At 55.3% G+C, this 24,102-nt stretch carries 21 protein-coding genes, 1 pseudogene and 1 riboswitch; of the genes and pseudogenes, 14 read left to right on the plus strand and 8 right to left on the minus strand.

Features of this window, described 5'->3' with window-relative positions; genetic code table 11:
* The first annotated feature begins 155 nt into the window (after positions 1-155).
* The 3 genes and pseudogenes from ACLTXB_RS05455 (at position 156) to codA (ending at position 3,275) form a co-directional block, all read left to right on the plus strand.
* Positions 156-479 (plus strand): YcxB family protein, encoded by a 324-nt coding sequence (locus tag ACLTXB_RS05455; RefSeq protein WP_428226323.1) that lies wholly within the window; start codon positions 156-158, stop codon positions 477-479.
* 288 nt (positions 480-767) lie between these two features.
* Positions 768-2,009 (plus strand): annotated as a pseudogene (gene codB, locus ACLTXB_RS05460) (cytosine permease).
* A gap of 27 nt (positions 2,010-2,036) precedes the next feature.
* On the plus strand, positions 2,037-3,275 hold the full coding sequence (codA, locus tag ACLTXB_RS05465; RefSeq protein WP_428226301.1) for a cytosine deaminase: 1,239 nt from the start codon (positions 2,037-2,039) through the stop codon (positions 3,273-3,275).
* A gap of 77 nt (positions 3,276-3,352) precedes the next feature.
* On the opposite strand, the gene ACLTXB_RS05470 is transcribed toward codA, so the two are convergent.
* Positions 3,353-5,053, minus strand: a complete 1,701-nt coding sequence (locus ACLTXB_RS05470) for an ABC-ATPase domain-containing protein (protein ID WP_428226302.1) — start codon at positions 5,051-5,053, stop codon at positions 3,353-3,355.
* A gap of 24 nt (positions 5,054-5,077) precedes the next feature.
* Positions 5,078-5,242 carry a hypothetical protein gene (locus ACLTXB_RS05475; protein ID WP_191905432.1) on the minus strand — a complete coding sequence of 55 codons (165 nt, stop codon included), beginning with the start codon at positions 5,240-5,242 and terminating at the stop codon, positions 5,078-5,080.
* A gap of 155 nt (positions 5,243-5,397) precedes the next feature.
* On the opposite strand from ACLTXB_RS05475, the gene ACLTXB_RS05480 reads away from it, so the two are divergent.
* From ACLTXB_RS05480 to ACLTXB_RS05495, 4 genes are all read left to right on the plus strand, one after another.
* Positions 5,398-5,982 (plus strand): TetR/AcrR family transcriptional regulator, encoded by a 585-nt coding sequence (locus ACLTXB_RS05480; protein WP_428226303.1) that lies wholly within the window; start codon positions 5,398-5,400, stop codon positions 5,980-5,982.
* Positions 5,983-6,104: 122 nt separating this feature from the next.
* The gene (locus ACLTXB_RS05485) at positions 6,105-8,078 is read left to right on the plus strand and encodes an oleate hydratase (protein ID WP_428226304.1); all 1,974 of its coding nucleotides are present in this window, start codon (positions 6,105-6,107) and stop codon (positions 8,076-8,078) included.
* 123 nt (positions 8,079-8,201) lie between these two features.
* Complete coding sequence (locus ACLTXB_RS05490; protein WP_428226305.1) at positions 8,202-8,822, plus strand: TetR/AcrR family transcriptional regulator; 621 nt, start codon at positions 8,202-8,204, stop codon at positions 8,820-8,822.
* A 211-nt stretch (positions 8,823-9,033) separates the two neighbouring features.
* Complete coding sequence (locus ACLTXB_RS05495) at positions 9,034-9,519, plus strand: hypothetical protein (protein ID WP_008980356.1); 486 nt, start codon at positions 9,034-9,036, stop codon at positions 9,517-9,519.
* Positions 9,520-9,610: 91 nt separating this feature from the next.
* Here ACLTXB_RS05495 and ACLTXB_RS05500 read toward each other — a convergent pair whose 3' ends face one another.
* A complete protein-coding gene (locus ACLTXB_RS05500) occupies positions 9,611-10,039 on the minus strand; it encodes a nuclear transport factor 2 family protein (RefSeq protein WP_428226306.1) in 429 nt (142 codons plus the stop codon).
* A 296-nt stretch (positions 10,040-10,335) separates the two neighbouring features.
* On the opposite strand from ACLTXB_RS05500, the gene ACLTXB_RS05505 reads away from it, so the two are divergent.
* Both ACLTXB_RS05505 and ACLTXB_RS05510 read left to right on the plus strand, forming a co-directional pair.
* A complete protein-coding gene (locus ACLTXB_RS05505; RefSeq protein WP_428226307.1) occupies positions 10,336-11,580 on the plus strand; it encodes a hypothetical protein in 1,245 nt (414 codons plus the stop codon).
* A 24-nt stretch (positions 11,581-11,604) separates the two neighbouring features.
* Complete coding sequence (locus tag ACLTXB_RS05510; RefSeq protein WP_428226308.1) at positions 11,605-12,846, plus strand: tetratricopeptide repeat protein; 1,242 nt, start codon at positions 11,605-11,607, stop codon at positions 12,844-12,846.
* Between the two features lie 75 nt (positions 12,847-12,921).
* Here the strand turns inward: ACLTXB_RS05510 and ACLTXB_RS05515 are convergent, their stop codons facing one another.
* Genes ACLTXB_RS05515 through ACLTXB_RS05535 form a run of 5 tightly spaced genes read right to left on the minus strand, consistent with a single transcriptional unit; the run spans position 12,922 to position 16,316 of the window.
* Positions 12,922-13,671 carry a carboxymuconolactone decarboxylase family protein gene (locus ACLTXB_RS05515; RefSeq protein WP_428226309.1) on the minus strand — a complete coding sequence of 250 codons (750 nt, stop codon included), beginning with the start codon at positions 13,669-13,671 and terminating at the stop codon, positions 12,922-12,924.
* 11 nt (positions 13,672-13,682) lie between these two features.
* On the minus strand, positions 13,683-14,186 hold the full coding sequence (locus tag ACLTXB_RS05520) for a cyclophilin-like fold protein (RefSeq protein WP_428226310.1): 504 nt from the start codon (positions 14,184-14,186) through the stop codon (positions 13,683-13,685).
* A gap of 23 nt (positions 14,187-14,209) precedes the next feature.
* Positions 14,210-15,184: an alpha/beta hydrolase gene (locus tag ACLTXB_RS05525; protein ID WP_428226311.1), complete on the minus strand. Its 975-nt coding sequence runs from the start codon at positions 15,182-15,184 to the stop codon at positions 14,210-14,212.
* A 14-nt stretch (positions 15,185-15,198) separates the two neighbouring features.
* Complete coding sequence (locus ACLTXB_RS05530) at positions 15,199-15,738, minus strand: flavodoxin family protein (RefSeq protein WP_428226312.1); 540 nt, start codon at positions 15,736-15,738, stop codon at positions 15,199-15,201.
* On the minus strand, positions 15,738-16,316 hold the full coding sequence (locus ACLTXB_RS05535; protein ID WP_428226313.1) for a sugar O-acetyltransferase: 579 nt from the start codon (positions 16,314-16,316) through the stop codon (positions 15,738-15,740). The genes ACLTXB_RS05530 and ACLTXB_RS05535 overlap by 1 nt, the downstream gene beginning before the upstream one ends.
* A gap of 142 nt (positions 16,317-16,458) precedes the next feature.
* Here ACLTXB_RS05535 and ACLTXB_RS05540 point away from each other — a divergent pair, with 142 nt between their 5' ends.
* The 5 genes from ACLTXB_RS05540 to ACLTXB_RS05560 all read left to right on the plus strand — a co-directional run bounded on the left by ACLTXB_RS05540 (position 16,459) and on the right by ACLTXB_RS05560 (position 23,683).
* Positions 16,459-17,391: a LysR family transcriptional regulator gene (locus ACLTXB_RS05540; protein ID WP_428226314.1), complete on the plus strand. Its 933-nt coding sequence runs from the start codon at positions 16,459-16,461 to the stop codon at positions 17,389-17,391.
* 218 nt (positions 17,392-17,609) lie between these two features.
* Complete coding sequence (locus tag ACLTXB_RS05545) at positions 17,610-19,271, plus strand: M20/M25/M40 family metallo-hydrolase (protein WP_008980366.1); 1,662 nt, start codon at positions 17,610-17,612, stop codon at positions 19,269-19,271.
* Between the two features lie 269 nt (positions 19,272-19,540).
* A complete protein-coding gene (locus ACLTXB_RS05550; protein WP_051355015.1) occupies positions 19,541-20,983 on the plus strand; it encodes an amidohydrolase in 1,443 nt (480 codons plus the stop codon).
* A 10-nt stretch (positions 20,984-20,993) separates the two neighbouring features.
* The gene (locus tag ACLTXB_RS05555) at positions 20,994-22,151 is read left to right on the plus strand and encodes an AfsR/SARP family transcriptional regulator (protein ID WP_151075577.1); all 1,158 of its coding nucleotides are present in this window, start codon (positions 20,994-20,996) and stop codon (positions 22,149-22,151) included.
* A 140-nt stretch (positions 22,152-22,291) separates the two neighbouring features.
* Positions 22,292-23,683 carry an alanine/glycine:cation symporter family protein gene (locus tag ACLTXB_RS05560; protein ID WP_020989556.1) on the plus strand — a complete coding sequence of 464 codons (1,392 nt, stop codon included), beginning with the start codon at positions 22,292-22,294 and terminating at the stop codon, positions 23,681-23,683.
* A 189-nt stretch (positions 23,684-23,872) separates the two neighbouring features.
* Positions 23,873-23,987: riboswitch (FMN riboswitch) on the plus strand.
* Positions 23,988-24,102: the final 115 nt, after the last annotated feature.

A 24,102-nucleotide genomic window follows, 5' to 3' on the forward strand; every position in this document is an offset into this window, starting at 1 on the left:
ACGCTGGCCGCCATGTCCAAGGCGCTGCGAAGGACGACGCGGAAAAAACCTCCTGGTGTGAGTGGCTGCTCTTTCTAGGGCTGGTCGTCCTGGCTCTGGGCACAGTCATGGACGCATCCCAGAGTATATGGCGTCGGGGGATCTATTTGACGGTAGTGGTGTTAGTCCTGTTTCTGCAGTGGAAGGGGGACTACCTGAACGCCTTTTTTGCCAAACGAAAGGCTCTGCCCGGAACAGATGTATGCCGGGCGCACTTTTACCCCGAGTTCTATGAAACGGAGATCGCCGGCGTTCAGACCCAGTGGCAGTATACCAAGGTCCAGGCCCTGGTGGAGACCAAGGACTATATCATCCTGATCCTGGGCAAAAACCAGGCTCAGGCCTATGATAAGCGCGGCCTGGAGGGCAGAAGCGTACGTGAGTTTTGCGGGTTTCTCAGCCGAAAAACCGGCCTGCATGTGCAGACTTTCCTGCGCTGAGCCGCAAAGCGGATAAAAATTATAAAATCCATAAAAAATAATAAGGATTCCCTGGTCCGGCCTGAAGGTCGGCACCGGGGAATTTTTTATATGCAGGGTGCGCTGAGACGAAACTGTCCAGAAGAATCCAAAGGGCCATCCTGGTGCAAAATACCGTATGTTCCAGAGCATTTTTCGGCGTTTTCCTGAGAAAGGAAGAGAGTGAAAATGTGGACAGCAATTCCAGTATTGTGATATAGTAAATAGCTGTTGTAAGGAATGAAATAGAAACAGAGGGTGATTGCAAATATGAAAAAAGACGAAAACAAGCCAAAGAATGCGCAGGTAGACGCCGACTACTCCCTGGAAGCAGTACCGGAGTCCGCCCGAAAGGGTTTTTGGAATATGTTCTTCGTCATGCTGGGGTTCACATTTTTCTCTGCCAGCATGAGCGTAGGCGCCAAGCTGGGCAACGGTCTGGACCTGTCCGGGTTTTTCTGGGCCTGCCTTATTGGCGGCGTGATTTTGTCCGCCTACTGCGGTATCTTGGCCTATATCGGCTCCGAGACCGGAATGACCATGGACCTGCTGTGCCGCCGCACCTTTGGTGAGAAGGGCTCCTACCTTTCCTCCGCCATTCTGGGCTTTACTCAGATCGGCTGGTTTGGCGTGGGTGTGGCCATGTTCTCCATTCCTGCCGCCCAGCTGATGGGGGTCAATGAGTGGGCCCTCACCATCATCGCCGGTCTGCTGATGACTGCCACCGCGGCCACCGGTATGAAGGCCCTGGAGATCGTCAGCTACATCTCCGTGCCCCTGATCGTCATTCTGGGCATGTACTCCATGATCACCGCCACCAGCGAAGGCGGAGGACTCACCGCCATCTTTGCCCAGTCTGCCGGCGGCATCACGCTGATGACCGGCATCGGTTATGTCATCGGCTCCTTTATCTCCGGCGGTACCGCCACCCCCAACTTCATCCGCTTTGCCAAAAACAGCAAGATCGCCGTGTGGACCACTGTGATTGCCTTTTTCCTGGGAAATACTCTGATGTTCTGCTTTGGCGCGGTGGGCGGCGCTTTTACCGGCAAGGATGATATCTTCTATGTGATGATTGCCTAGGGTCTGGCCATCCCCGCTCTCATCGTGCTGGGCGCCAACATCTGGACCACGAACAATAACGCCCTGTACACCGGTGGATTGGCCATCTCCAACGTCTCCGGCGTACGGATGAAGTTTACCACCTGGATCGCCGGTGTCGTGGGCACCGCCCTGGCCATCTGGCTGTACTGGAACTTTGTGGGTTGGCTGAACATCCTCAACTGTGCTCTGCCTCCCATCGGCGCCATCGTGATCCTGGACTTCTTGAAAAACCGCAAAAAGTTTGCCGCAGACGGTCAGACTGCCGCAGTCAACTGGTTCAACATCGCCGGCATCGTGCTGGGTGCTGCGGTAGCCAATACCCTGCACTGGGGTATCGCCGCTCTGAATGCCATGATCGTGGCGGCTATCTGCTTCTTTGTGGGCGAACTGCTCCGGAAAGACCGGTAATATATTTTTAGAGAGGAAGGTACGGTTATGCTGCTGAAAGATCTGCACCTGGGCAACGCCCAGGAGACGGTGGACATTCGGGTCACCGACGGGAAGTTTGCACAGATTGCTCCCAACCTGGAGCCCATCCCGGGAGAGGAAACGGTCACCGACTGTGCGGGCAAGATGGTGCTGCCCCCCTTTGTAGAGTCTCACGTACACCTGGACACCTGCCTGACCGCGGGCCGTCCCCGCTGGAACCTCACCGGAACCTTGTTTGAAGGCATCCAGTGCTGGGAGGAGTACAAGCCCTTCCTCACCAAGCAGGAGGTGAAGGAGCGGGTCAACAAGGCCATCCGCATGCAGGCGGCCAATGGCATCCAGTATGTGCGTACCCACGTGGATATCAACGACCCCAAGCTCACCGCCCTGGAGGCTATCCTGGAGCTGCGGGAGGAAGTCCGGGACTACATGGACATTCAGATCGTGGCTTTCCCCCAGTACGGCATCTTGAGCTACCCCAAGGGAGCGGAGCTTCTGGAGCAGGCTCTGAAGATGGGAGCGGATGCCGCAGGCGCCATTCCCCACTTTGAGTTTACCCGGGAGTACTCTGTGGAGTCCCTGAACATTTGCTTCGACCTGGCTCAGAAGTACAATAAGCTCATTGACGTCCACTGCGATGAAATTGATGACGAGGCCTCCCGGGGCCTGGAGACCCTGGCCACCCGTGCCTATGAGACGGGCATGAAGGACATGGTCACCGCCTCCCACACCACCGCCATGCACAGCTATAACAACGCTTATGTCATCCGTCTCATGCGCATCCTCAAGCTCTCCGGCATCAACTTTGTGGCCAACCCCTGCGTCAACGTCCATCTGGGCGGCCGGGCTGACACCTATCCCAAGCGCCGCAGCATGACCCGGGTGAAGGAGCTTACCGATGAGGGAATCAACGTCTCCTTCGGCTCGGACGATATCTTCGATCCCTGGAACCCCCTGGGCAACGCCAAGATGCGCGACCAGGTGTTTATGGGCCTGTATACCGGTCATATGCTGGGCTATGACGAGATCGTAAACTCCTACCGCTTCGTCACCACCAATGCCGCCCACACCCTCCACCTGGGGGATGACTACGGCATCGCAGAGGGGAAGGACGCCAACTTTGTCATCCTGGATGCCAAGGACTGGTACGATGCTTTGAACTACGATGCGCCCATCTTGCGCAATTACCGTAAAGGAAAACTAATTGCCAGCACAGCCCCCGTGGACAAGCAGGTGTTCTTCTGATTCCCCGGGAAACTAAATGCGCCGCAGAGCAGCTGCTCTGCGGCGCATTTTCGTAAGGGGATAAAACTTGTCATCCCTTATAGCTGTAAGCCTCGATAACGGTTGAAGCAGGCGAAAAGCTCCTGGGTCCGGGGCCGGGCCAGAAAGGGCACACCGGAGTGGCCTCCGCACAGGGATTCCAGACCTTTTTCATCCAACATAGCCTCCAGCTCTGCTACGATCTGACTCAGAGTGTGTCTCCCGTCCATCAGGTGCTGCTGGGCGCACACCATGGCGTAGCCCAGGGCGGCGGACTGTTCTCTGTCCCGCAGCTGCTCCACATACCGCAGGTCGATGGTCTCCCGGTTGATGGATACTCCATCCCGGCCCAGAGATTTGAGCTTGATCCGGTCGCCCCGAAATTCCGGAGAAGGGGTGGGGCAACGCTTGAAGCTGGGCAGGAGAGCAGTCGGCAGAGAAGTGACGCTGATCGGGAACGCGGCGGCCTCCTGCTTGGCCAGCGCGGTGATGTCCTTGGGGACATAGCGGTCCATCTGAAGGATGGTGTCCGCCACATGGAAGTAGGCTCCCGAACTTCCGGCCACCAGAATGGTGGAAATGCCGTGCGCCTCATAGAGCTCCCGCACCCGGTCAATGAAGGGGGTAATCGGCTCCATGTCCCGGTGGATGAGCCGCTGCATCAGCTCGTCCCGGACCATGAAGTTGGTGGCGCTGGTGTCCTCGTCAATGAGCAGCAGGGAAGTCCCCGCCTCCATGGCCTCTACCACGTTGGCTGCCTGGGAAGTGCTGCCGCTGGCATCCTCCGTGGTGAAGGCGGCAGTGTTCTTGCCGTTGGGCAGGTCGTTGATGAACATGGAGATATCCGTGCGGCGGATGCTGCGGCCGTCCTCCGAGCGGATTTTCACCGCACTCTCATCGGTGATTACATATTCCCGGCCATCCCCGGCGATGTGGTTGTATACCCCCAGCTCCAGGGCTTTGAGAAGGGTGGACTTGCCGTGGTAGCCGCCGCCTACAATCAAGGTAACTCCCTGGCGGATTCCCATGCCGGTGAGTTTGCCCCGGTGGGGCAGGTCCAGGGTGACAGACAGCTCCTGGGGAGAACGGAAGGGGACAGCCTCTTCCATGGACAGGGAGGAGACACCGGAGGCCCGGGGCAGGATGCTCCCATCAGCCACAAAGGCGCACAGGCCCATCTGGGGCAGCGCGTCGCGAATATACTGTTGGTCCTCCGCCAGATCAGCGATGGCCTGGAGATGTGCCGGATTCAAATTACGGTAAAGCAGGGTGTTCTCCACGCACCGGGGGAGCAAATCAAAGAAAATTTTCTCCAGCTCCCGGGCGTTGATGGTGCGGCCATTGGCGGGAAAACCGACCTCCAAGCGTAAAATCAGCCCGCCGGTGTTGGGATTTAGCCGGCAGGCGGTGCGTTCCAGCACCTCCTGACCGCAGCGGCTGATGGAGATAAGACCGCTGTGTCCCGAGCCCTTGGCCTGGAAGGAGGCCTGACATGCCTGCTTCCCAAACCGGCGGGTCAACTCGTCCTGGAGGGCGATACGTTGACAGGACAGCCGGTAGAGCTCCTTGGGAAAGCCTGCCTGGCGGCCATCCACATGGATACTCACCTTGGAGGGGGAGGCAAAGGGATCTCCCTGTACGTGGTCGATAGATAGCACGTACCCGGGAAATTGATAGGTTCCCCGGGTGTCCTTGTAAGCGGGGTAGCTCCTGCGGTCAATGCGGGAGAGCAGAGTTTTCAGGTCGTTGGCGGTCTGCATCGAAAGGTTCCTCCTGTTGCGGTTTCACTGGATCCCCCAGCGTTTGGCGATGACAGAAAGCTCATCCGGTCCGGCCTGCCGAATTTCTTCCGCATCCAGCAGCATAGCGCCCAGACCGGAGAAAGCCCCGGCATATGCCTCATCCAACAATTTTTGGCGAAGAAGCTCTGTCTGCTCATGGTCTTCCATCGTTCCATCTCCTTTGAACGTCTCAATGTGATATGCTCATTATAATCAGGACTGAGGCGGTTTACAAGAAAAGAAGGGGGGAGGTCAGGTGATGCGGGTTGAAACCAGAGAAATTCGCGGTATAATAAGCCTATCAAACACAGGGAGAGACTGTTATGTCAAATACCACCAAGCAGGGCCTGGAAGCATCTTTAAAGCGGATGATGCTGAAGAAACCTCTGGACAAGATCACCATCCGGGACATTACCGAGGACTGCGGCGTGGGCCGCATGGCCTTTTATTACCATTTCAAAGATATCTATGACCTAGTGGAGTGGTCCTGCGTGGAAGATGCCTCCCGGGCGCTCCAGGGAAAGAAAACCTATGATACCTGGCATGAGGGGCTGCTGCAGATTTTTGAGGCGGTGCTGGAAAACAAGCCCTTTATTCTCAATGCCTACCGCTGTATCAGCCGGGACCAGATGGAGAACTTCCTGTTCAAGCTGACCTACGATCTGATCCGAGGCGTGGTGGATGAGCAGAGCCAGGGCGTGGAGATCACTGAGGAGGATAAGACCTTCATCGCGGAATTTTATAAATACAGCTTTGTGGGAATCTTGCTGGACTGGATCAAGCAGGGGATGAGCACAGACTATCGGATCATTGCAGAGAAAATCAGTACCACCATGCACGGAAACGTGTCCAACTCCATTCAAAATTTTGCCCGTGGCAGCAGAGACTTTACAGATCAAGGCCGATGATAAGTTTTTTATCATCGGCCTTTGTTTGTAAATGGTAAACTGGGGGGAAACGGGGTAGGATAAGGCCACGATCAAGAGACAGCGCGGTAAAAACAGCGCAAATTTGGAAAGGTGGCTATCTTATGGCAAAGAATCTTGGAAAGTGGACTGCCGCGGCCGCCGGCCTTGCCGGCGCGGGAGCGGCTGTGGTGCTGGCGAAAAAGGCGGCACAGAATAAGCAGGAGTCCCAGGCGGAAAGTCAGACGCAGCACTGCAGCGACTACCGCAACACGGAGTTGGGCCGCCATGAGAAAAACTCCAAGGGCATCTATTATACCAACGGCAACTACGAGGCCTTTGCCCGGCCGGAGAAACCTGCGGGCGTGGAGGAGAAGAGTGCCTATATTGTGGGCAGCGGCCTGGCCGCTCTGGCGGCAGCCTGTTTTCTGGTGCGGGACGGACAGATGGATGGCTCCCGTATTCACATCCTGGAGGCCATGGATGTAGCCGGCGGCGCCTGCGACGGCATCTACGACCCCACCCGGGGATATATCATGCGGGGCGGCCGGGAGATGGAGGACCACTTCGAGTGCCTGTGGGACCTGTTCCGCTCCATTCCCTCTTTGGAGAAACCCGGCGCTTCGGTGCTGGATGAGTTTTATTGGCTCAATAAGCACGATCCCAACTACTCCCTGTGCCGCGCTACCGTCAACCGGGGCCAGGACGCCCACACCGACGGAAAGTTTAACCTCAGTCAGAAGGGGTGCATGGAGATCGTCAAGCTCTTTATGACCCCGGATGAGGACCTGTATGACAAGACCATTGAGGACGTCTTTGACGATGAGGTATTTTCCTCCACCTTCTGGCTCTACTGGCGTACCATGTTCGCTTTTGAAAACTGGCACTCCGCCCTGGAGATGAAGCTCTATTTCCAGCGCTTCATCCACCACATTGCCGGTCTGCCCGATTTCAGCGCTTTGAAGTTTACCCGCTATAACCAGTATGAATCGCTGATTCTGCCCATGAAAAAGTACCTGGAGGAGGCAGGAGTGGACTTCCAGTTTGGTGTGGAGGTGACCAACGTCCTCTTTGACATCAAGGGAGGCAGAAAGGTGGCCACCGCCATCGAGTGCAAGGTCAAGGGCGTGGAGCAGGGAATCGTGCTTACGGAAAATGACTTGGTCTTTGTCACCAATGGCTCCTGTACCGAGGGGACCATCTACGGCGACCAGGATCATGCCCCCAACGGAGATGCCGAGGTGCGCACCAGCGGCTGCTGGAATCTGTGGAAGAACATTGCTAAGCAGGACCCGGCTTTTGGCCGTCCGGAGAAGTTCTGTTCCGATGTGGCCAAGACCAACTGGGAGTCGGCCACTATCACCACTCTGGATGACAAGATCCTGCCTTATATCAAAAACATCTGCCAGCGGGATCCCCGTACCGGCAAGGTGGTCACCGGCGGTATTGTCAGCTGTCAGGACTCTAAGTGGCTGCTGAGCTGGACCATCAACCGCCAGGGGCAGTTTAAAGAGCAGGAGCCGGAGAAGGTCTGTGTGTGGGTGTACGGTCTCTTTACCGATGTGCCCGGTGATTTTATCAAAAAGCCTATGAAGGACTGTACCGGCAAGGAGATTACCCAGGAATGGCTCTACCACATCGGTGTGCCGACGGAACTGATTCCTCAGCTGGCCGAGGATAGCGCGGTGTGTGTGCCCACCTTGATGCCCTATATCACCGCCTTCTTCATGCCCCGGACTGCGGGAGACCGGCCCGACGTAATTCCCGACGGCTGTGTCAACTTCGCCTTTCTGGGCCAGTTTGCCCAGACGCCCCGGGACACCGTGTTTACCACCGAGTATTCGGTGCGTACCGCCATGGAGGCGGTCTACGGCCTGCTGGGTGTGGACCGTGGCGTGCCTGAGGTATGGGGCAGCGTGTATGACATTCGCTGCCTGTTGGATAGCTCGGTTTGCCTGATGGACGGCAAGTCCCCTCTGGAGATGGAGCTGCCCGGTCCGCTGAATCTGCTGAAAAAACCGGCGCTTAAACTGATCCGGGGAACAGTGGTAGAAAAGGTGCTGCGGGATCACAACATTCTTCGGGATGATATGATGTAACCCTCTATCAACATCAAATTGATCAGGGGCGGCGTTTGATTACGCCGCCCCTTGCATTTTTTTGAAGGATAAGTTAGAATAAAGACAAAATTAGAAAGATGACATTATTTTGGAGGTGTGGGAATGCCTAAGGTCGCTTATTCAGACGCGGATCGGGAGCGGGTCCGAGACGATCTGATTACAGTCGCGCTGGAAAAAATGGCGCGGCAGGGGATCCAGCATACCACCGTGGAGGAGATCTATCGATCGGTAGGCATTTCTCGTACCTTCTTTTATATCTTCTTTCCCACAAAAGAGGATTTGATTGTAGAGGCACTGTATACGCAGCAGCCTAAAGTTTTGGCTCATGCTCAAAGGCTGATGGATAATCCGGCTTTCAGCTGGCGGGAAGGAGTGCGTCAGTTTCTTGTCTCCTGCTGCTATGGAGAGCAAAGCGGCATTGCAGTGATGACGCTGGAGGAGCAGCAGAATCTGTTTCGCCGGCTGTCTCCGGAGAGCTACCAGGTATTCCGGGAGAAGCAGGCCAACCTGTTTGGGAACATTTTGAAGTGCTTTGGAATCCGGGCGGACAAGGAGACCATAGGTTTGTTTACAAACCTATGCCTGACCGTGATGGTGATCCGCCGGGCCGTGCCGAAAAATCTGCCCTTTCTGGTGCCAGAGGCGGCAGACGCCACGGTGGAGTTCCAGATCAATGCCATTGTTGACTTACTGGAAAAGATGAAGCAAGGTCACGATATCTGAGTAAAGGGATGAAAATCCGTCGGTACCGTCCAGTCCGATGGTCCGACGGATGTTTTTTATTAAAAATAAAGATAAAATTAAATTATCATCTTTATTAGTTAATGCAAATCAAGGGAATATGATCAGCGGCTGGTGGGATTTATTTCTTTTGGCCCCTACTGCGGACAATGGGCCGCGAGGATATAGAACAACATACATAGGAGGAAAAACCATGGGATTTTTCAGCAAGATTTTCAAAGGACCTGAAGTGGACATGGAGAAAAGCAATGCCAATGCTCGGAAAATGCGCCAGCTGTTTGACCAGGCGGTAGACAATGGGGCCGATTACAAGCTGATCTTTGGATACACAGAAGATGTGTCCCGCTTCAACTATGGCTTTGTCCACGGAAGTAAAACCAAAATCGGCAATCTGATCGTGGGCTGGAACGAGGACAGCCAGACCATTGTGGCCCTCCCCACGGTCCCGGACCTCTCGGGCTGCGGTGAGCCCACCTACTACCGCCGCTCTGAAATTTTAAAGGCTTACCGCAACAAATATCCCACGGATGCCTTTGTAATCTATCCGGATAAAAAGGGGTATCTGGCCATCAATGCTTATGACTGGCTGGATGATGAGAAGCTGTATGTCTATGTTTCTCAGGAGGAGGAACTGGCTGCCTTTACCGATTTCTTCATGAATCGCTTTGCCACAAAGTAACCTTCTGGACAGAGAAAAATAGAGTATAAAAACAGGGAGACTGGATATTTTCCAGTCCCCCTGTTTTTATAACTTGCAGTTGCAAAAAACCTTACAGCCACAGGGCCGGTTCATCCCGGAACACCGGTACAGGTCCGTCGGCATAGGGATCATAGCGCTTGTCATTGCACCCGAATTCCTGTAAGAAACCAATCTTTTCCTCTTGGTTCCAGCGGATCAGGGAAAGACCGTCAAAACTCTGGCTCGGTTCCCCAGACAGCTGGCATTGGAAGTGCCACTGGACTACGGTCTGGTCACCCTTATGAAAAAACTGCTGAATATCCCATTGCTGAACGGTACCACGGGTATTCCATTCCTCAAACCAAAACTTGATTGCCCCAATTCCGTGGTACTCGGGTCCCCAGCTCTCCACATACGTGGCGTCAGGGGAGAAGATGTTTTCAAGTCCGCTGTTCTGCCCGGTCAGCCACATGGAAAACCACTGGCGGATGATCGTTTCCCGTCGTTGAAGCAGCTCCATACTGCACCATCCTTTCTGCTAGGTGTTTAAAAGGTTTTCCCTTATAAAAACGCATTACGCATGGCTGTATTATAACACACAGATTTGATATTTGTCTGTGATAAAACGCAATGGTCAGAATGTTATGGAAGATCACCGGACTATCAAGGGAAGGGGGCTTATAAACAAATCAGCCATATGGCTGAATTTGTGATAAAATAAAACCATGAGTTTTGGGTAAGGGAAAGGAGCGGCGAGGCATAATGGAGTCAAAAGGAAATCCAAAAAAGAAAAGGTATCTTCGATGGCCCTGGAATGTGCTGGTTTACATACTTTTAGTTGTACTGCTGCGGGTCTTTGCGATCCCGTTCATTCTCCTGATCATGTGGTGGAATAAGAAACAGCAGCCTGACGGTCCGGAGGAGGGGTACTGTCTCCAGCGTACCCGGGGGCGACTTACCGGGCTGATTTGGGCAGCCATCGTCCTCATTGGGGGCGGCCTGGCGATCTGGTTTTTTATGACTGCTCAGTCCATGCCGTACGAGGCGGAACGGCTAAAAGAAGAGATGAGTTTCGGCTACTACCTGATTCCTGTGGCGGGGGTGGTCGCCATACTGGTGGGCCTCTTTTTGGCATACCGGAGCCTGCGGGATGCTCTGATTCCGGAGAAAAGCACCTTAGCCCAGTCCATCCGCGCTCAGCTCCCTTACCCGGATGAGGCACCCCCGGTGAAGGAACTGTTCGCTATGGTGGATCAGGACTTAAAGCAAAACGGCCAGTGGTGCGGTAAGCTGGGCGTGGGCCGCGAGTGGGTGCTGGGAGATGAGGTTTCCTCCATCCCTCGCATCCGGGGTGTGTTCAGCAGGGCGGAGCAGCATACTCGCCACGCCGGAAAACGCACCCAGGTCACCTATATCTACGAAATCTGGATCGTGGATGACCGCCGGGAGCGGCAGGTCACCTCTTTGAGATCCAAACGGGAGTTAGAGGATGCCATGGACTGTTTGCGTCAGCGAGCTCCCGCCGCTGTGTTCGGGACCTATGACTCTAAAGAGTACCAGGATCTGGTTTACGCCAAAGAGGAGGAGCAGCAGTACGCCCAGGAGCGTGCCTATCAGCAGAGAAAAGCCCGGTTTGATGAGCAGAACCGCCAGGAGCAGGAGCGGCTGGCGCAGAACCAGGTGCTCACAATGCCCGACGGATCGGTGACCTCCCGCATCACCTGGGACACCATCCGTCAGCTGCTGCTCCGACCCAGCCGGACGGGGGAATCCAGCCCCTTCCAGCTGGTGCCCGGTATTCCTTTCCAAGGGCAGGGGCATACATTCAGTCGTCTGGCCTGTCTTCCCGGCAGTGGGCAGGAGCTGACGCGCATCTTAATGGAGGAAGATTCCGGCTCTCCCCAGGAGCCCGGCCAATACGCCTGGACCCGGGACGTCTCCACCAGTGAGGCGGAGACGATCCTGCGGGGATGGCTGCGGGGGGAGATCCCTGCGCTGGACAACTGGACGCACATGGAGCGCGCTGGCCGTACCTGGCAGCAGGTTTCAGAGCGGAAATAGCATGCAGCAGAGAAGGGGGATAGTATGGGACAGTTTTTCAGTGACTCGGTGGAGCGGGCGCTCAAATATATCTACTATGATCTGCGTTCCCAACGTGGCGCAGAGGGATTCCGCTTGCTGGAACAGGCCGTGGATGCTGGAGATGCAGACGCCTGTTGCCTGCTGGCCCGGTGCCTGTACGGCCCGGAGTACACCTGGCCTGGCCACCGGTTTCCGACGGACGAGAAAGCGGGGGACGAGCTGATGCGCCGCTCCGTGCTGGAAGGCAGCGCCATCGGAACGCTGCTGTCCCTGCGCTGCGGGGTGATGAACCGGCAGCTGGCCCAGGCCATGCCCCTGAGTTTTCAGGAGGCCTTTGACATTGTGCTGGACAAGGCGGAGCACGGGGAGCCTCTGTGTCAGATGATCATCGGTAACGCCTACTACTGGGGAGATTTCCCGGAAATTCAGGGCAAGGCCCGGGAGGATTTCGACAGCGACGACGCCGTCCAAAGCTATCTGCGGGAGAATTACGCCAAGTGTGAGGACTGGCTGTGGAGATCCCTGCGCAGCGGCATCTCCACCGGCGGCGTCAACCTGGCCAATTTCTATCGGGAGGGGAAAGCGGGGCTCATTTCTCCCCGGCCGGAGAAGGCCATTGAGGTGTACCGCTATGGGGCGGAGAAGGGGTATCCCAGTTACTTCTTCTACTATGCTAATGAACTTTATGACCAGGGGGAAAAGGGAGAGGCCTTTGAGTTCTACCGCCGTGCAGCGGAGACGGGGGAACCCCGGGCCTTCTTCTGGGCGGGCTACTCCTATGAGCTGGGAGATGGGGTTCCTAAGGATGCCGCTCGGGCAGCCCAATATTACCAGCAGGCGCTGGAGGCGCCCATCCACGAAAAGGTAAACCCTGCCAACCGAATGGGCATGTGCTACTATGACGGGCGTGGCGTGGAGCGGGACTACGCTAAAGCCTTTCAGCTTTTGAAGTGGGCGGAGGACCACGGCGGTCCGGCCATGCTTTACTATCTGGGGGCCTGCTACGCCAACGGCCAGGGAACCCGGCAAGACTACGCCAAGGCATTTACCTATCTGGAGCGGATCGATTGGAACTGCCACCCCGCGTTTTATCTTCTGGGGAAGATGTACTGCAACGGCCTGGGGGTTCCGATGGACATTGCCAAGGGTGTGGAATATCTTCAGAAGGCCGGCGATTATGTAGAAGTCAAAGAGGAATTAAGACACTATAAAAAGACCTTCTTTGGTAAGTGGGTCCGGCGGTAATGTGTAACATTATATATGACGATAAAAGAGGGCTCCTGCTATCGGCAGGAGCCCTCTTTACCAATTCAAATTGACTTATAATTTGCAGTAATCCTCGTCGGATACCGCTTCCAGCCACTGGTTGGAACGGTTTTTACCGGGAACCTCCAGAGCCAGATGGGAGAACCAGCTGTCCGGAGCGGCTCCATGCCAGTGCTTTACCCCAGTGGGGATGTTGACGACATCGCCGGGGTGCAGCTCCTGAGCTGCTTTGCCCCACTCTTGGTAGTAGCCTCGTCCGGCCACACAGATCAGGATCTGGCCGCCGCCCTGATCAGCCTGGTGGATGTGCCAGTTGTTGCGGCAGCCGGGCTCAAAGGTCACATTGTACACGCCCACCTGGCTGGTGGAGAGAGGGTGGAGGTAGCTCTGTCCCACAAAATACTGGGCAAAACCGTCATTGGGTGCTCCAATGGGGAAGACCATCTCCTGTTGATGCTGTGCCTTGCCGTCTTCTCCGGCCTCCTCGCTCCAGACCTCCTTGGCCATGCGGAAGGCAGCACAGGCCTTGGGCCATCCAGCGTAAAAGGCGGCATGGGTCAGAATCTCAGCAATCTCCTCTCGGGTGATGCCGTTTTGCTTGGCGGTGGACAAGTGGTACTGGAAGGAGCTGTCCACCAGTCCCTGGGCCATGAGAGCCACTACGGTCACCAGAGAGCGGTCCCGCAGGGACAGTTTATCCTCCCGGCTCCATACTTCTCCGAACAATACGTCGTCATTGAGCTGGGCAAATTTGGGGGCGAACTCGCCCAGAGCATCTCTGCCAGCTGTCTGCTTTACTGCCATATCAATACCTCCTATGCAAGAGAAAAGGTTACCTGAACGGTTCCGGTTCCCAGCTTTGCCTGCAAGTCGGTGGAATCGTTGATTTTAGCCAGACGGGTAAAATTCCAGGTATTTGTGCCGTAATAAATGGTGATTTGATTGCCCTGATAGAGGATCACATCTCCGGGCTGAGTGGTGATCCGGGTATCGTTCCGAGTCAGTGTCGTGCCCAATGAGCCAACCTTCTCAAAGCCTCCATAGTCGTCCATGGAAATGGTCACCGGGCCTTGGGCCAGCAAGTCCCGAAACGCTTCTGCGGAACTGTTATCGGCAAAGGGGGCCAGCAGTTCCTGGTCCCCTACGGTGATTTTTAACATGGGTTCCTCCTGACTGGACGAGTTGTCCTGGGACTGGCTGCTCTCCTGCTCAGAGATCACCGACTGAGACGGCGGCGGAGCGGAGTCTGCCGGGGACGAACTGTTCCCACAGCCGGACAGACCCAGGACAGCAAGGAACAGATAGAGAATTCGTGTCATGGAATCTCTCCTCCCGCCAGTGCTTACTTCAAATTCTCCTGGAAAAACTGCTGGATCTTATCGAAGGGGATAATATTCTTTTGGTCGTAGAGGTCGGTGTGGACCGTGCCGGGGATGATGAGCAGATCCTTATTTCCGGCATAGGGGCTGTTCTTGACCATATCGGCGTAAGCGTCCCGGCTGAAATAGCAGGAGTGGGCCTTTTCTCCGTGGATCATCAGCACAGCGCTGCGGATCTCATTGCTGTAGCGCAGGATGGGCATGTTGAGGAAGGACAGGGAGGAAGTAGTATTCCATCCGTCGTTGGAATTGAGGGAGCGCTCGGTGTAGCCCCGCTCCGTCTTATAGTAGTCGTAATAGTCCTTCACAAAGAAGGGGGCGTCCTCCGGTAGGGGGTCCACCACACCGCCCGCCCGGGCATAGGTCCCGTTCTGATAGTCCACGGTCCGCTGGGCGTTGAGGGCTTTCTTGGTTTCGTACCGGGCATCGGCGCTGTCGGCGGAGTCAAAGTAACCCTTGGCGTTCACACGGGTCATGTCGTACATGGTGGAGGTGACGGTGGCCTTGATACGGGTATCCATGGCGGCGGCGTTGAGGGCCATGCCGCCCCAGCCGCAGATACCCAGAATTCCTACCTTGTCCGGATCAATAAACTCCCGGGTGGAGAGAAAGTCCACGGCGGCAGAAAAGTCCTCGGTGTTGATATCGGGGGAGGCCACGTTTCGCACCTGGCCGCCGCTCTCTCCGATGAAGGAGGGGTCAAAGGCCAGAGCGGCAAAGCCACGGCTGGCCAGCTCCTCGGCATAGAGTCCGGCGCACTGTTCCTTTACCGCGCCGAAGGGACCTGCCACCGCTACCGCGGCCAGTTTTCCGGAGATAGCCATGGGCAGATACAGGTCGCCTACAAGCTCGATCCCATAGCGGTTATGAAAACGTACCTTCTCACGCTGGACGGTGTCCCGCAGAGGGAAGGAGTATCCCTGATATTTGGCGTTCATATTCTTGTTCCTCCTTACGCGTGCTTGCCCAGCTCGTAGGCCTTTTCCAGTGCGGGGTGATTTTGGATTTCGCCCACAGAGGTCACGCCGCCGGCAAAGACCGTCCCGGCCAGACGGGCCTTTTCAAAGCAGTCGATCCAGCCCTGCAGGCCGGTGACCGCACCGTCCACGGTATGTTCATCCTCCTCTGCCGCAGCAGCCAGCAGGTAGATGTCCCGGAATTGGTAGTCGGAAGGAAAGAGAGAATTGGCCCGGTCCAGCATGGTCTTCATCTGGCCGCACATCCCGTAGTAGTAGATCGGGGTGGCAAAGGCGATGACGTCGGCGGTGAGCATCTTTTGGGCGATCACCTCCGCATCGTCGTGGATGATGCAGTGCTGGGTGTTCTGACAGGACAGGCAGCCCTTGCAGAACCCGATGGTTTTATCGTACAGGGTAACCTTCTCCACCTGGTTGCCGGCCTCCCGGGCGCCGCGGACAAATTCATCCGCCAGACAGTCTGAATTGCCGCCCTTCCGGGGGCTGGTAGAGATCACTAAAATATTCTTGCTCATTACATTTCCTCCTCACTTAACGAGCGCATTACGCTGGCGGGTACGCCGCCCACGATGGTATTGTCCGGCACATCCCGGGTTACCACTGCTCCGGCGGCCACAATGGCTCCGTCGCCGATGGTCACACCGGGAAGAATGGTGGCATTGGAGCCGATCCAGACCCGTTTGCCGATGTGAATGGGGGCAGGGATCATAGTGGCGCGGTCCATGGGGGACTTGGCATGGTTGAGGGTGGCCAACACCACGTTATGGCCGATGAGCGTGCCGTCTCCGATAAAAATGCCGCCCTGATCCTGGAATTTGCAGCCCATGTTAATAAAAACGTGTTTGCCGATGTGGATGTTCTTTCCGCAGTCGGTGTAAAAAGGCGGAAACAGCGCGAAGCTCTCATCCACCGGTCTGCCGATGAGCTGGGAAAAGAGGGCGCGCAATTCCTCCGGCTGGTGGTAGCTGCCATTGATCTCAGCGGTGATGCGCAGGGCCTCCTGGCTGACGCCGTGCATAAACTGATGTGCCTCGCCGCCTCCCTGTACCGGGGCTCCGCTGTTCAGGTGTGCTAAAAATTCATCTAATTCCATCGTTTGCTCCTGATCTATCAAATTTCTGATGTCGTTGTACCATCGGTCATACAAGATAACAAATACCTATATAGAATAACTAACTATGCTTGAAACCTATATTTGGCCTGTGTTATCATCAAGGCATCCGGAGGTGAATGAAATGGAATTGCGAGTGCTGCAATACTTTTTGGCGGTGGCCCGAGAGCAAAATATTTCGGCGGCGGCCCAGTCACTGCACTTGACCCAGCCCACCCTGTCCCGACAGCTGAAAGAGCTGGAGGAGGAACTGGGCAAGCGGCTGATGATCCGGGGAAACCGGAAGATCGTTCTGACCCAGGATGGTATGCTGCTGCGAAAGCGGGCAGAGGAGATTCTGGAACTGGTGGACCGTACGGAAAAAGAGGTCATGTGTTCAAATGAGATCGTCAGTGGGGATATCTACATCGGTACCGGCGAGACCGACGGGGTGCGGCAGATCGTGCGCAGTGCAAACCACATCCAGGCGCATTATCCGGGTATCCACTTTCATATTGTCAGCGGCGACGCTGTGGATGTATGTGAACGGCTGGACAAAGGGCTTTTGGATTTTGGCGTTCTCCTGGGGGACATTGATAAAATAAAATATCACTATATGGAACTGCCCATGAAGGATACCTGGGGAGTCCTCATGCGGCGGGACAGCCCTCTGGCAGCCCAGGACACCGTTTCCCCACAGGATCTTTGGGACAAGCCGCTGATCCTCTCCCGGCAGGTGGACAACAAAAGCGGGCTGTACCGCTGGCTGCGGAAGGAGCCTTCCGAGCTGCACACCGCAGCGACCTATAACCTGATCTACAACGCCTCTTTGATGGTGGACGAGGGGATGGGCTACGCCTTCACGCTGGACAAGCTGGTGAACACAACCGGCAGCAGCCTATGTTTTCGGCCGCTTGAGCCGGAATTGAAGCTGGGCATGTATCTGGTGTGGAAAAAGTCCTGGATCTTTTCCCGGGCGGCTGAGCTGTTTTTGGAGGAGCTGAGAAAGCAACTGGAACCCGCACAAGGCCAATCGTTTGGACGGGATCAGAGCAAGACAAGAAACTCATGTTGCTAGCACCCGGAGCATAAAAGAAAATGTGATTATGGAACAAATAGTTTAAAGAGATACAAATTTGATTTAGTCAATCCTACAAAGTTTAACCGGCGTTTATTTTTGCTCGGGGCAGATAAAAATGAATGCCGGTTGCTACGGGAAATAAAACGGCGCGCAAAAAAAATAATGATATGATAGGGCCAGAATAAATACAAATCGATGTGGAAAGGGGTATAAACATGAATAAGTTAAAGCGCGCCGCCCGTATCGAGGAGATCACCAGAGACCTTGCCAGCCAATTCAGCGTATTGGAGACTCCCAACGAGGTCGCCATGGCCGAAAAGGTCTACCGTATTTTTTCTCAAATGCCCTATTTCCAGGCCCATCCGGAAAATCTGAGCTATGTTCCGGTCAAAGATGATCCCTGGAACCGGAAAAGCGTGATGGCCATTGTGCGCGGCGAGAAAAAGCCCAGCCCCCGCACCGTGGTTATGATCGGACACATTGATACCGTGGGCGTCTCTGACTACGGTCCGCTGGCCGCCTACGCCAATCAGCCCGACGTTTTGATGGAAAAATTCCGGGACATCGAGCTGCCTGAGGAGGTGCGCCGGGATCTGGAGTCGGGAGACTATCTGTTTGGGCGCGGCGTCTTTGATATGAAATCCGGCGACGCTATCATCATTGCCCTTCTGGAAGAGATCAGCCAGTCTGTTGAGGAGTTTGAAGGCAACCTCATCTACGGCGCGGTCTGTGACGAGGAAGGTAACTCCGGTGGTATGCTGAACCTGGTTCCCAAGCTGGCCAAGATGCAGGAAGAGGAACACCTGGAATATCTGGCTCTGCTGGACACCGATTACATGACCTCGGAATTCCCCGGGGATGAAAATAAGTACGTATACGTAGGTACCGTGGGCAAGCTGATGCCGACCTTCTATGTGGTAGGCAAGGAAACCCATGTAGGCGAGTCTTTCAAGGGACTGGACCCCAACCAGATCACGGCCCAGATCATCTCCCGGGTCAACCTGAATCCGGAATTCTGTGATGTGGCCGAGGGCGAGGTCACACTGCCTCCCATTACCCTGCGTCAGCGGGATATGAAGCCGGAGTATTCCTGCCAGATCGCAAAGTCGGCGGTGCTGTTCTTCAACTATGCCACCCACTGCAGTACGCCCGACCAGGTGCTGGAACGCATGGTGGGCGTGGCCCAGGAGTGTTTCCAGCAGGTGATCGATACCCTCAACCAGCACTACCGGACCTTCTGCAATATGTCCCGGCGTCCCTATGTGCGTCTGCCCTGGAAGGCGCGGGTCATGACCTATCAGGAGCTGTACACCGCAGTCAAGGCGGAACTGGGCAGCGCGCTGGATGAGATGGTCCGCGAGAAGTCGGAGGCCCTGCTGGCCCGGCAGGATATCGATACCCGGGTGCGGGCCAACATGCTGGTGGAGTACGTCCATGGGCTCTGGAGCGACAAGGATCCCATCGTGATCGTCTACCTCACGCCGCCTTATTACCCCCACGTCTATGTGGAGGGCAAGAGTGAGAAGGATAAAGCCCTGCTGGCCGCGGTGGATAAGGCAGTCACTTCTACCCAGACCGATTATAAGCTGGTCTACAAGAAGTTCTTTCCCTACATCTCCGACCTCAGCTACGGAGCGGCGCCCAAGGACCCGGAGATTATCCGGGCGCTCAAGCGTAACACGCCGGGCTTCGGTATCTTCTACGATCTGCCTCTGAAGGAGATGCAGGCTTTGGACCTTCCCGTTTTGGATATTGGTCCCTTCGGAAAGGATGCACATAAGTTTACTGAGCGCATTGAAAAGCATTATACCTTTGAGGTGGCTCCTGAACTGGTCTATAAAACGGTTATGAACCTGCTCCATGACGATCCTCAGTAACTGGAAGCTTGAAACGCGGCGCAGCAATCCCTGCTGCGCCGCATCTTATATTTTGCACAAGATTATTGTGATTGCTATTTAATTTTTATTCATATATAATAAGCCCAAGCGAAAGGGGGAGACCTTGTATGCTCCAAACTCCTGCACATTCTGGAAAAATGACGCTCAGCGCAGGCTCTGCCCATGGCCGGTCGCTGCTTTTGTATAATGGGAATTTTTTTCGCTTTGGAGGAAAAAAGCATTACACGTGGGTCTGGATCAAAAATGGCATGATTCAGGATGCGGGGTACCGCAGTTGGGAACCGACCTATATCCGGGATGCGGAGGAGGCCATTGATCTGAAGGGAAACCTGGTGCTTCCGGGTTTCTCCGACAGCCATGTCCATTTTGTGCCCAGCGCCGTGGACCGCATGAAAGTGAATCTTAACGGCTCCCGGAATTTTGAAGAAATCGGGCAGCGGCTGAAGGACTGGGTGGAACGGCATCCTCAGGAGAGCACGGTGCATGCCTGCTGCCTGGAGGTATCGGACCTGGAGGAAAAGCGACCTCCCACCCGCAATGTCATTGACCACTATCTGCGGGACTATTCGGTTTTGATTGAAAGCCGGGACTTTCATTATACCGTGCTCAACACCCGGGCGCTGCACAGTTCCCGCGTCCCCTTTACCATGGAGGGGGTGGAACTGGACGAACGTCAGCGGCCCACAGGAATTTTCCGTGGGAAAGCGAACGCCTTTCTGCGCCGGAAGACGGCAGACAGCTATTCCTGGGAGGATAAAGAGCGGGCAGTCTATGAGCTGTCCGGACGGCTGCTGAAAAAGGGAGTTACCTCCATCCACGCCATGGAGGGCGGCTACGGTTTCCCGGAGTCGGACGCGGAATTTCTGGCCTCCTGCGGGCCAAAACTGCCGCTGGATATTGCCATCTACTTTGGAACGACCTCGCCGGAAAAAGTCAAAAGGCTGGGGTTATCCCGGATCGGCGACCTGTTTCTGGACGGCTCCTTTGCCTCGGGAAATGCAGCCCTGCTCAGCAATTATGAGGACCATCCCGGGAACGGAACCTTGAACTATTCCCAGGAGGAATTGAATTCTTTCCTCTTGCGCTGTTACCTGGCTGATTTGGATACTTCTCTGCATGCGGTAGGAAACCGGGCCATGGAACAGGCGCTGATCGCCCATGAGTATGCCCGGCAGAAGACAGGAAATGTCTATCTCCGCCACCGGATCGAGCATGCAGAGCTTACCACAGAGCTTCAGCGTAAACGGGCCGCCGCCCTGGGCCTCACGTTTTCTATGCAGCCGGCCTTCGAGTATTACTACGGCGGCAGCCACAGCATGTATGCCGAACGTCTGGGAGAGCGCTGGAGACAAACCAATCCCTTCCGGGAAATCCGCAACGCGGGCATCCGGATCTGCGGCGGCTCGGACAGCGGTCTGACTCCCGTCAATCCTCTGGTAGGAATCTATGCCGCAGTCAATCCTCCGGTGGATGAGAACCGCCTGACCATTGAAGAGGCGCTGTCCATGTTTACCCGTGACGCAGCCTGGGCGGTACGGGAGGAGGACTACAAGGGGGAGATCGAGATCGGGAAAATTGCAGATCTGACGGTCACCGACCGGAACATTTTCCTGACCAACCCCAAAAACATTATTACCGCGGAAATCATCATGACCATCAAGTCTGGCTCTGTTCTCTATCACAATCTTTAAGGAGGCAGCCATGGATCAAGGATTGTTCATTCAGATGTTTGGCTCTGCAGAATTCTTTGTTTCAGGCAAGCCAGTGACCACCCGACTGAGCGCAAAATCCCTGGCTATCTTGGTATTTTTAATCTGCCACGAGCAGCGCCGGGTCACCCGGGAAAAACTGGCCTCCATGTTTTGGGCGGAGAGCTATGATACCGCAACCTATAATCTGCGCTATAACCTGTGGAACATCAAAAAGGTAATTCCGCCGGATGAAAACGGAGCAGAATTCCTGATCACGTCAAAAGATTTCTGTGGAATCAACCCTGCCTACCGGTATACCTCTGACCTGACACGGCTTGAGCAGCTGCTTGAAATCCATGACGAAGATGCGCCTGCGGATATTCTTCTGGAGATCAATGAAATTCTCAGCCGGGAATTTTTAGAGGACTTTTATATCCGGGACAGCGACGAGTTCAACGACTGGCTGTTGTTTGAACGCACCCGCTATCAGAAGCTGTCTCAGCAGAATCTGGAGCAGCTCTACGACAGCTATATCAAAAACCAGGATATCGACCGGGCGGAAGAGGCGCTGCGCGCCCTGCTGCGGATCAACCCTTACGAGGAAAAGTATTACTGCCGGATCATGAAGCTGTGTCTTCAAAAGGGCGAGCGGCATGCGGCACTGCGCTGGTATCAATCCTGTGAGGACCTGTTGCGGAAGGATTTGAATCTGGCACCCTCCAAGACCCTGCGTGAGCTATATCTGGAGATCACTTCCCAGGAGCAGGAGCTGTCCCCGCGGGGGGAGACGCTGGAGGAACTGACGCTGGAACTGTCGGGAAATGAGGATACCGCGGTGATTTCCGGCCTGCTGCTCAGCGAGTTTATCGAATTGCTGACCTGTGCCTGTGAACGTACCGTGGTCAATCAGATCCCAAAGGTATTTCTGGAAGATCTGTCCAGCATACAATCGGCCCTAATTCCTACCTATGGGTTGGAGGGCGACTGCCGCCAGGTCTCTCAGGCAAGACTGCTGAACTCGCTGCGGGGGTTGATCACCCAGCTGTCCAAGACTTACTGCATCACGGTTTACCTCAAGCAGGAGGCGATGGCAGATCCCTTTTCACGTCATGCCCTGCGCTATCTCCAACGTACATGTCCCGATGTTTTCCGGTTATATCCCCAATAAACCCATGGTGTTTATTTGAGGTTTAACTTAAATTTCCACAAAAACAAAAAAATAAAAAAACAAACGTTTGTGCCCTTTCAATAAAATACAGAGAAAACCACTTCAGCGGTATAATGCAGAAAAACGAAGGAGGGGTTTTTGTGGATCAAATCGTGAAAGCAATCGTAGACTTTACCAACTGGCTTTGGGGTCCCCCGCTCATGATTATCCTGGCCGGCGGCGGCCTGTTCCTCACCATTCGTCTTGGGTTTTTCCAGTTCCGGCATCTGTTTTACATGTGGGGACAGACGTTCGGACAGATGATGAAAAAGCCTGAAGATCCCAACGCGATTTCTCCTTTCCAGGCCGCAACGGCGGCCATCGCATCCACCATCGGCGCGGCAAACATCGTAGGTGTTCCGGTAGCCATTGCATTTGGCGGCCCGGGTGCCGTGTTCTGGATGTGGATCATTGCCCTGCTGGGCTGTGCCTCCAAGTTCTCTGAGATCGTTCTGGGCATCAAGTACCGGGAAAAGGATGCCAGTGGCGAGTATGTAGGCGGACCGACCTACTACCTGGCCAAAGGTTTTAAGAACAAGGCCCTGGGTAAGTTCCTGGCCGGCTGGTTCGCCTTCTTCCTGATGATCGAGATCATCCCGTCCATCTCTACTCAGACCGTTTCCGCTGCGCAGAATGCAGCCACCCTGGGTATTCCTGATATCGCTACCGGCATCGCCATGGCCCTGATCGTTCTGGTCATCGTGGTGGGCGGCACCAAGCGTCTGGTTCAGGTTACCGAGCGCCTGGTTCCCGTTATGGCTCTGATCTATGTCATTGGTGCCCTGGTGGTTATCGGCGTCAACATCGATAAGCTCCCCGGCGTCTTTGTCCTGATTTTTGAAAGCGCCTTTGCTCCTATGGCTCCTGTGGGCGGTTTTGCCGGTTCCACTCTGGCTCTGGCTCTGCGCTGGGGCGCCGCCCGCGGCACTTACTCCAACGAGGCCGGTATGGGTACCGCTCCCATCGCCCATGCCACCGCTCAGACCGACCACCCTGTCCGTCAGGGCTTCTGGGGTATCTTTGAGATCACTCTGGACACTCTGATCGTCTGCACCGTTACCGCTCTGGTGGTGCTGGTCACCGGCGCTTGGCAGGCCGTTCCCGCCAGCGAGGCTGCCGCTATGCCTTCCATGGCCTTCCAGACCGTGTTCGGCAAGGTGGGCGACTATGTGGTTACCATCTCCATCCTGCTCTTCGTGCTGTCCACCGTCATCGTGCTGGTGTTCTACGGTGAGCGTCAGGCCCGCTTCCTCTTTGGTTACAAGTTCTCTCGTATTTGGAAGTTTATCTACATCGCTGCCATCCTCTTCGGCGTGTTCGGCGGCCTGGAGTTCCTGTATCAGTTCCTGGACTTCTTCCTGGCTCTGGTCATCCTACCCAACATGATTGCGCTGATCGCTTTGAGCGGTGAGGTGAGGGACCTGAAGAACGAGTTCTTCACCGGCGAGCAGTATTACCTGCGGGATAAGGCGAGAAAGCACGCGAAGAAGTAATCCCAAACGTGCCAACCTTTTTTCCTCATATGCGCCCGGGGCCGAAAGCTTCTGCTTTTGGCCCCGGGCGTATCATATGCTGTGAGAGAAAGGGATTGTGTATCTGCCATATGACAAAGGAGGTGCTGCGACTTTTTTGGGGGGAATTGACAAGAGCGGCCGTTGGTAGTATACTGTGGTAAATTGAATCAGGATCTTCAGGGCGGGGTGCAATTCCCCACCGGTGGTATAGCCCACGAGCCGAAAGGCATGACCCGGTGTGATTCCGGGGCCGACAGTATAGTCTGGATGGAAGAAGATCGTGTACTGCGGGGAGTCATATACCTGCGCGCATGAAGTTGCTCTGGAATGGTATCATTCCGGAGTTTTCTTTTTTTGCGGCAGGTTTTGATTTGCTTTCCTGCACCATGATGCCTTGA

This window comes from Flintibacter sp. (assembly GCF_046973065.1).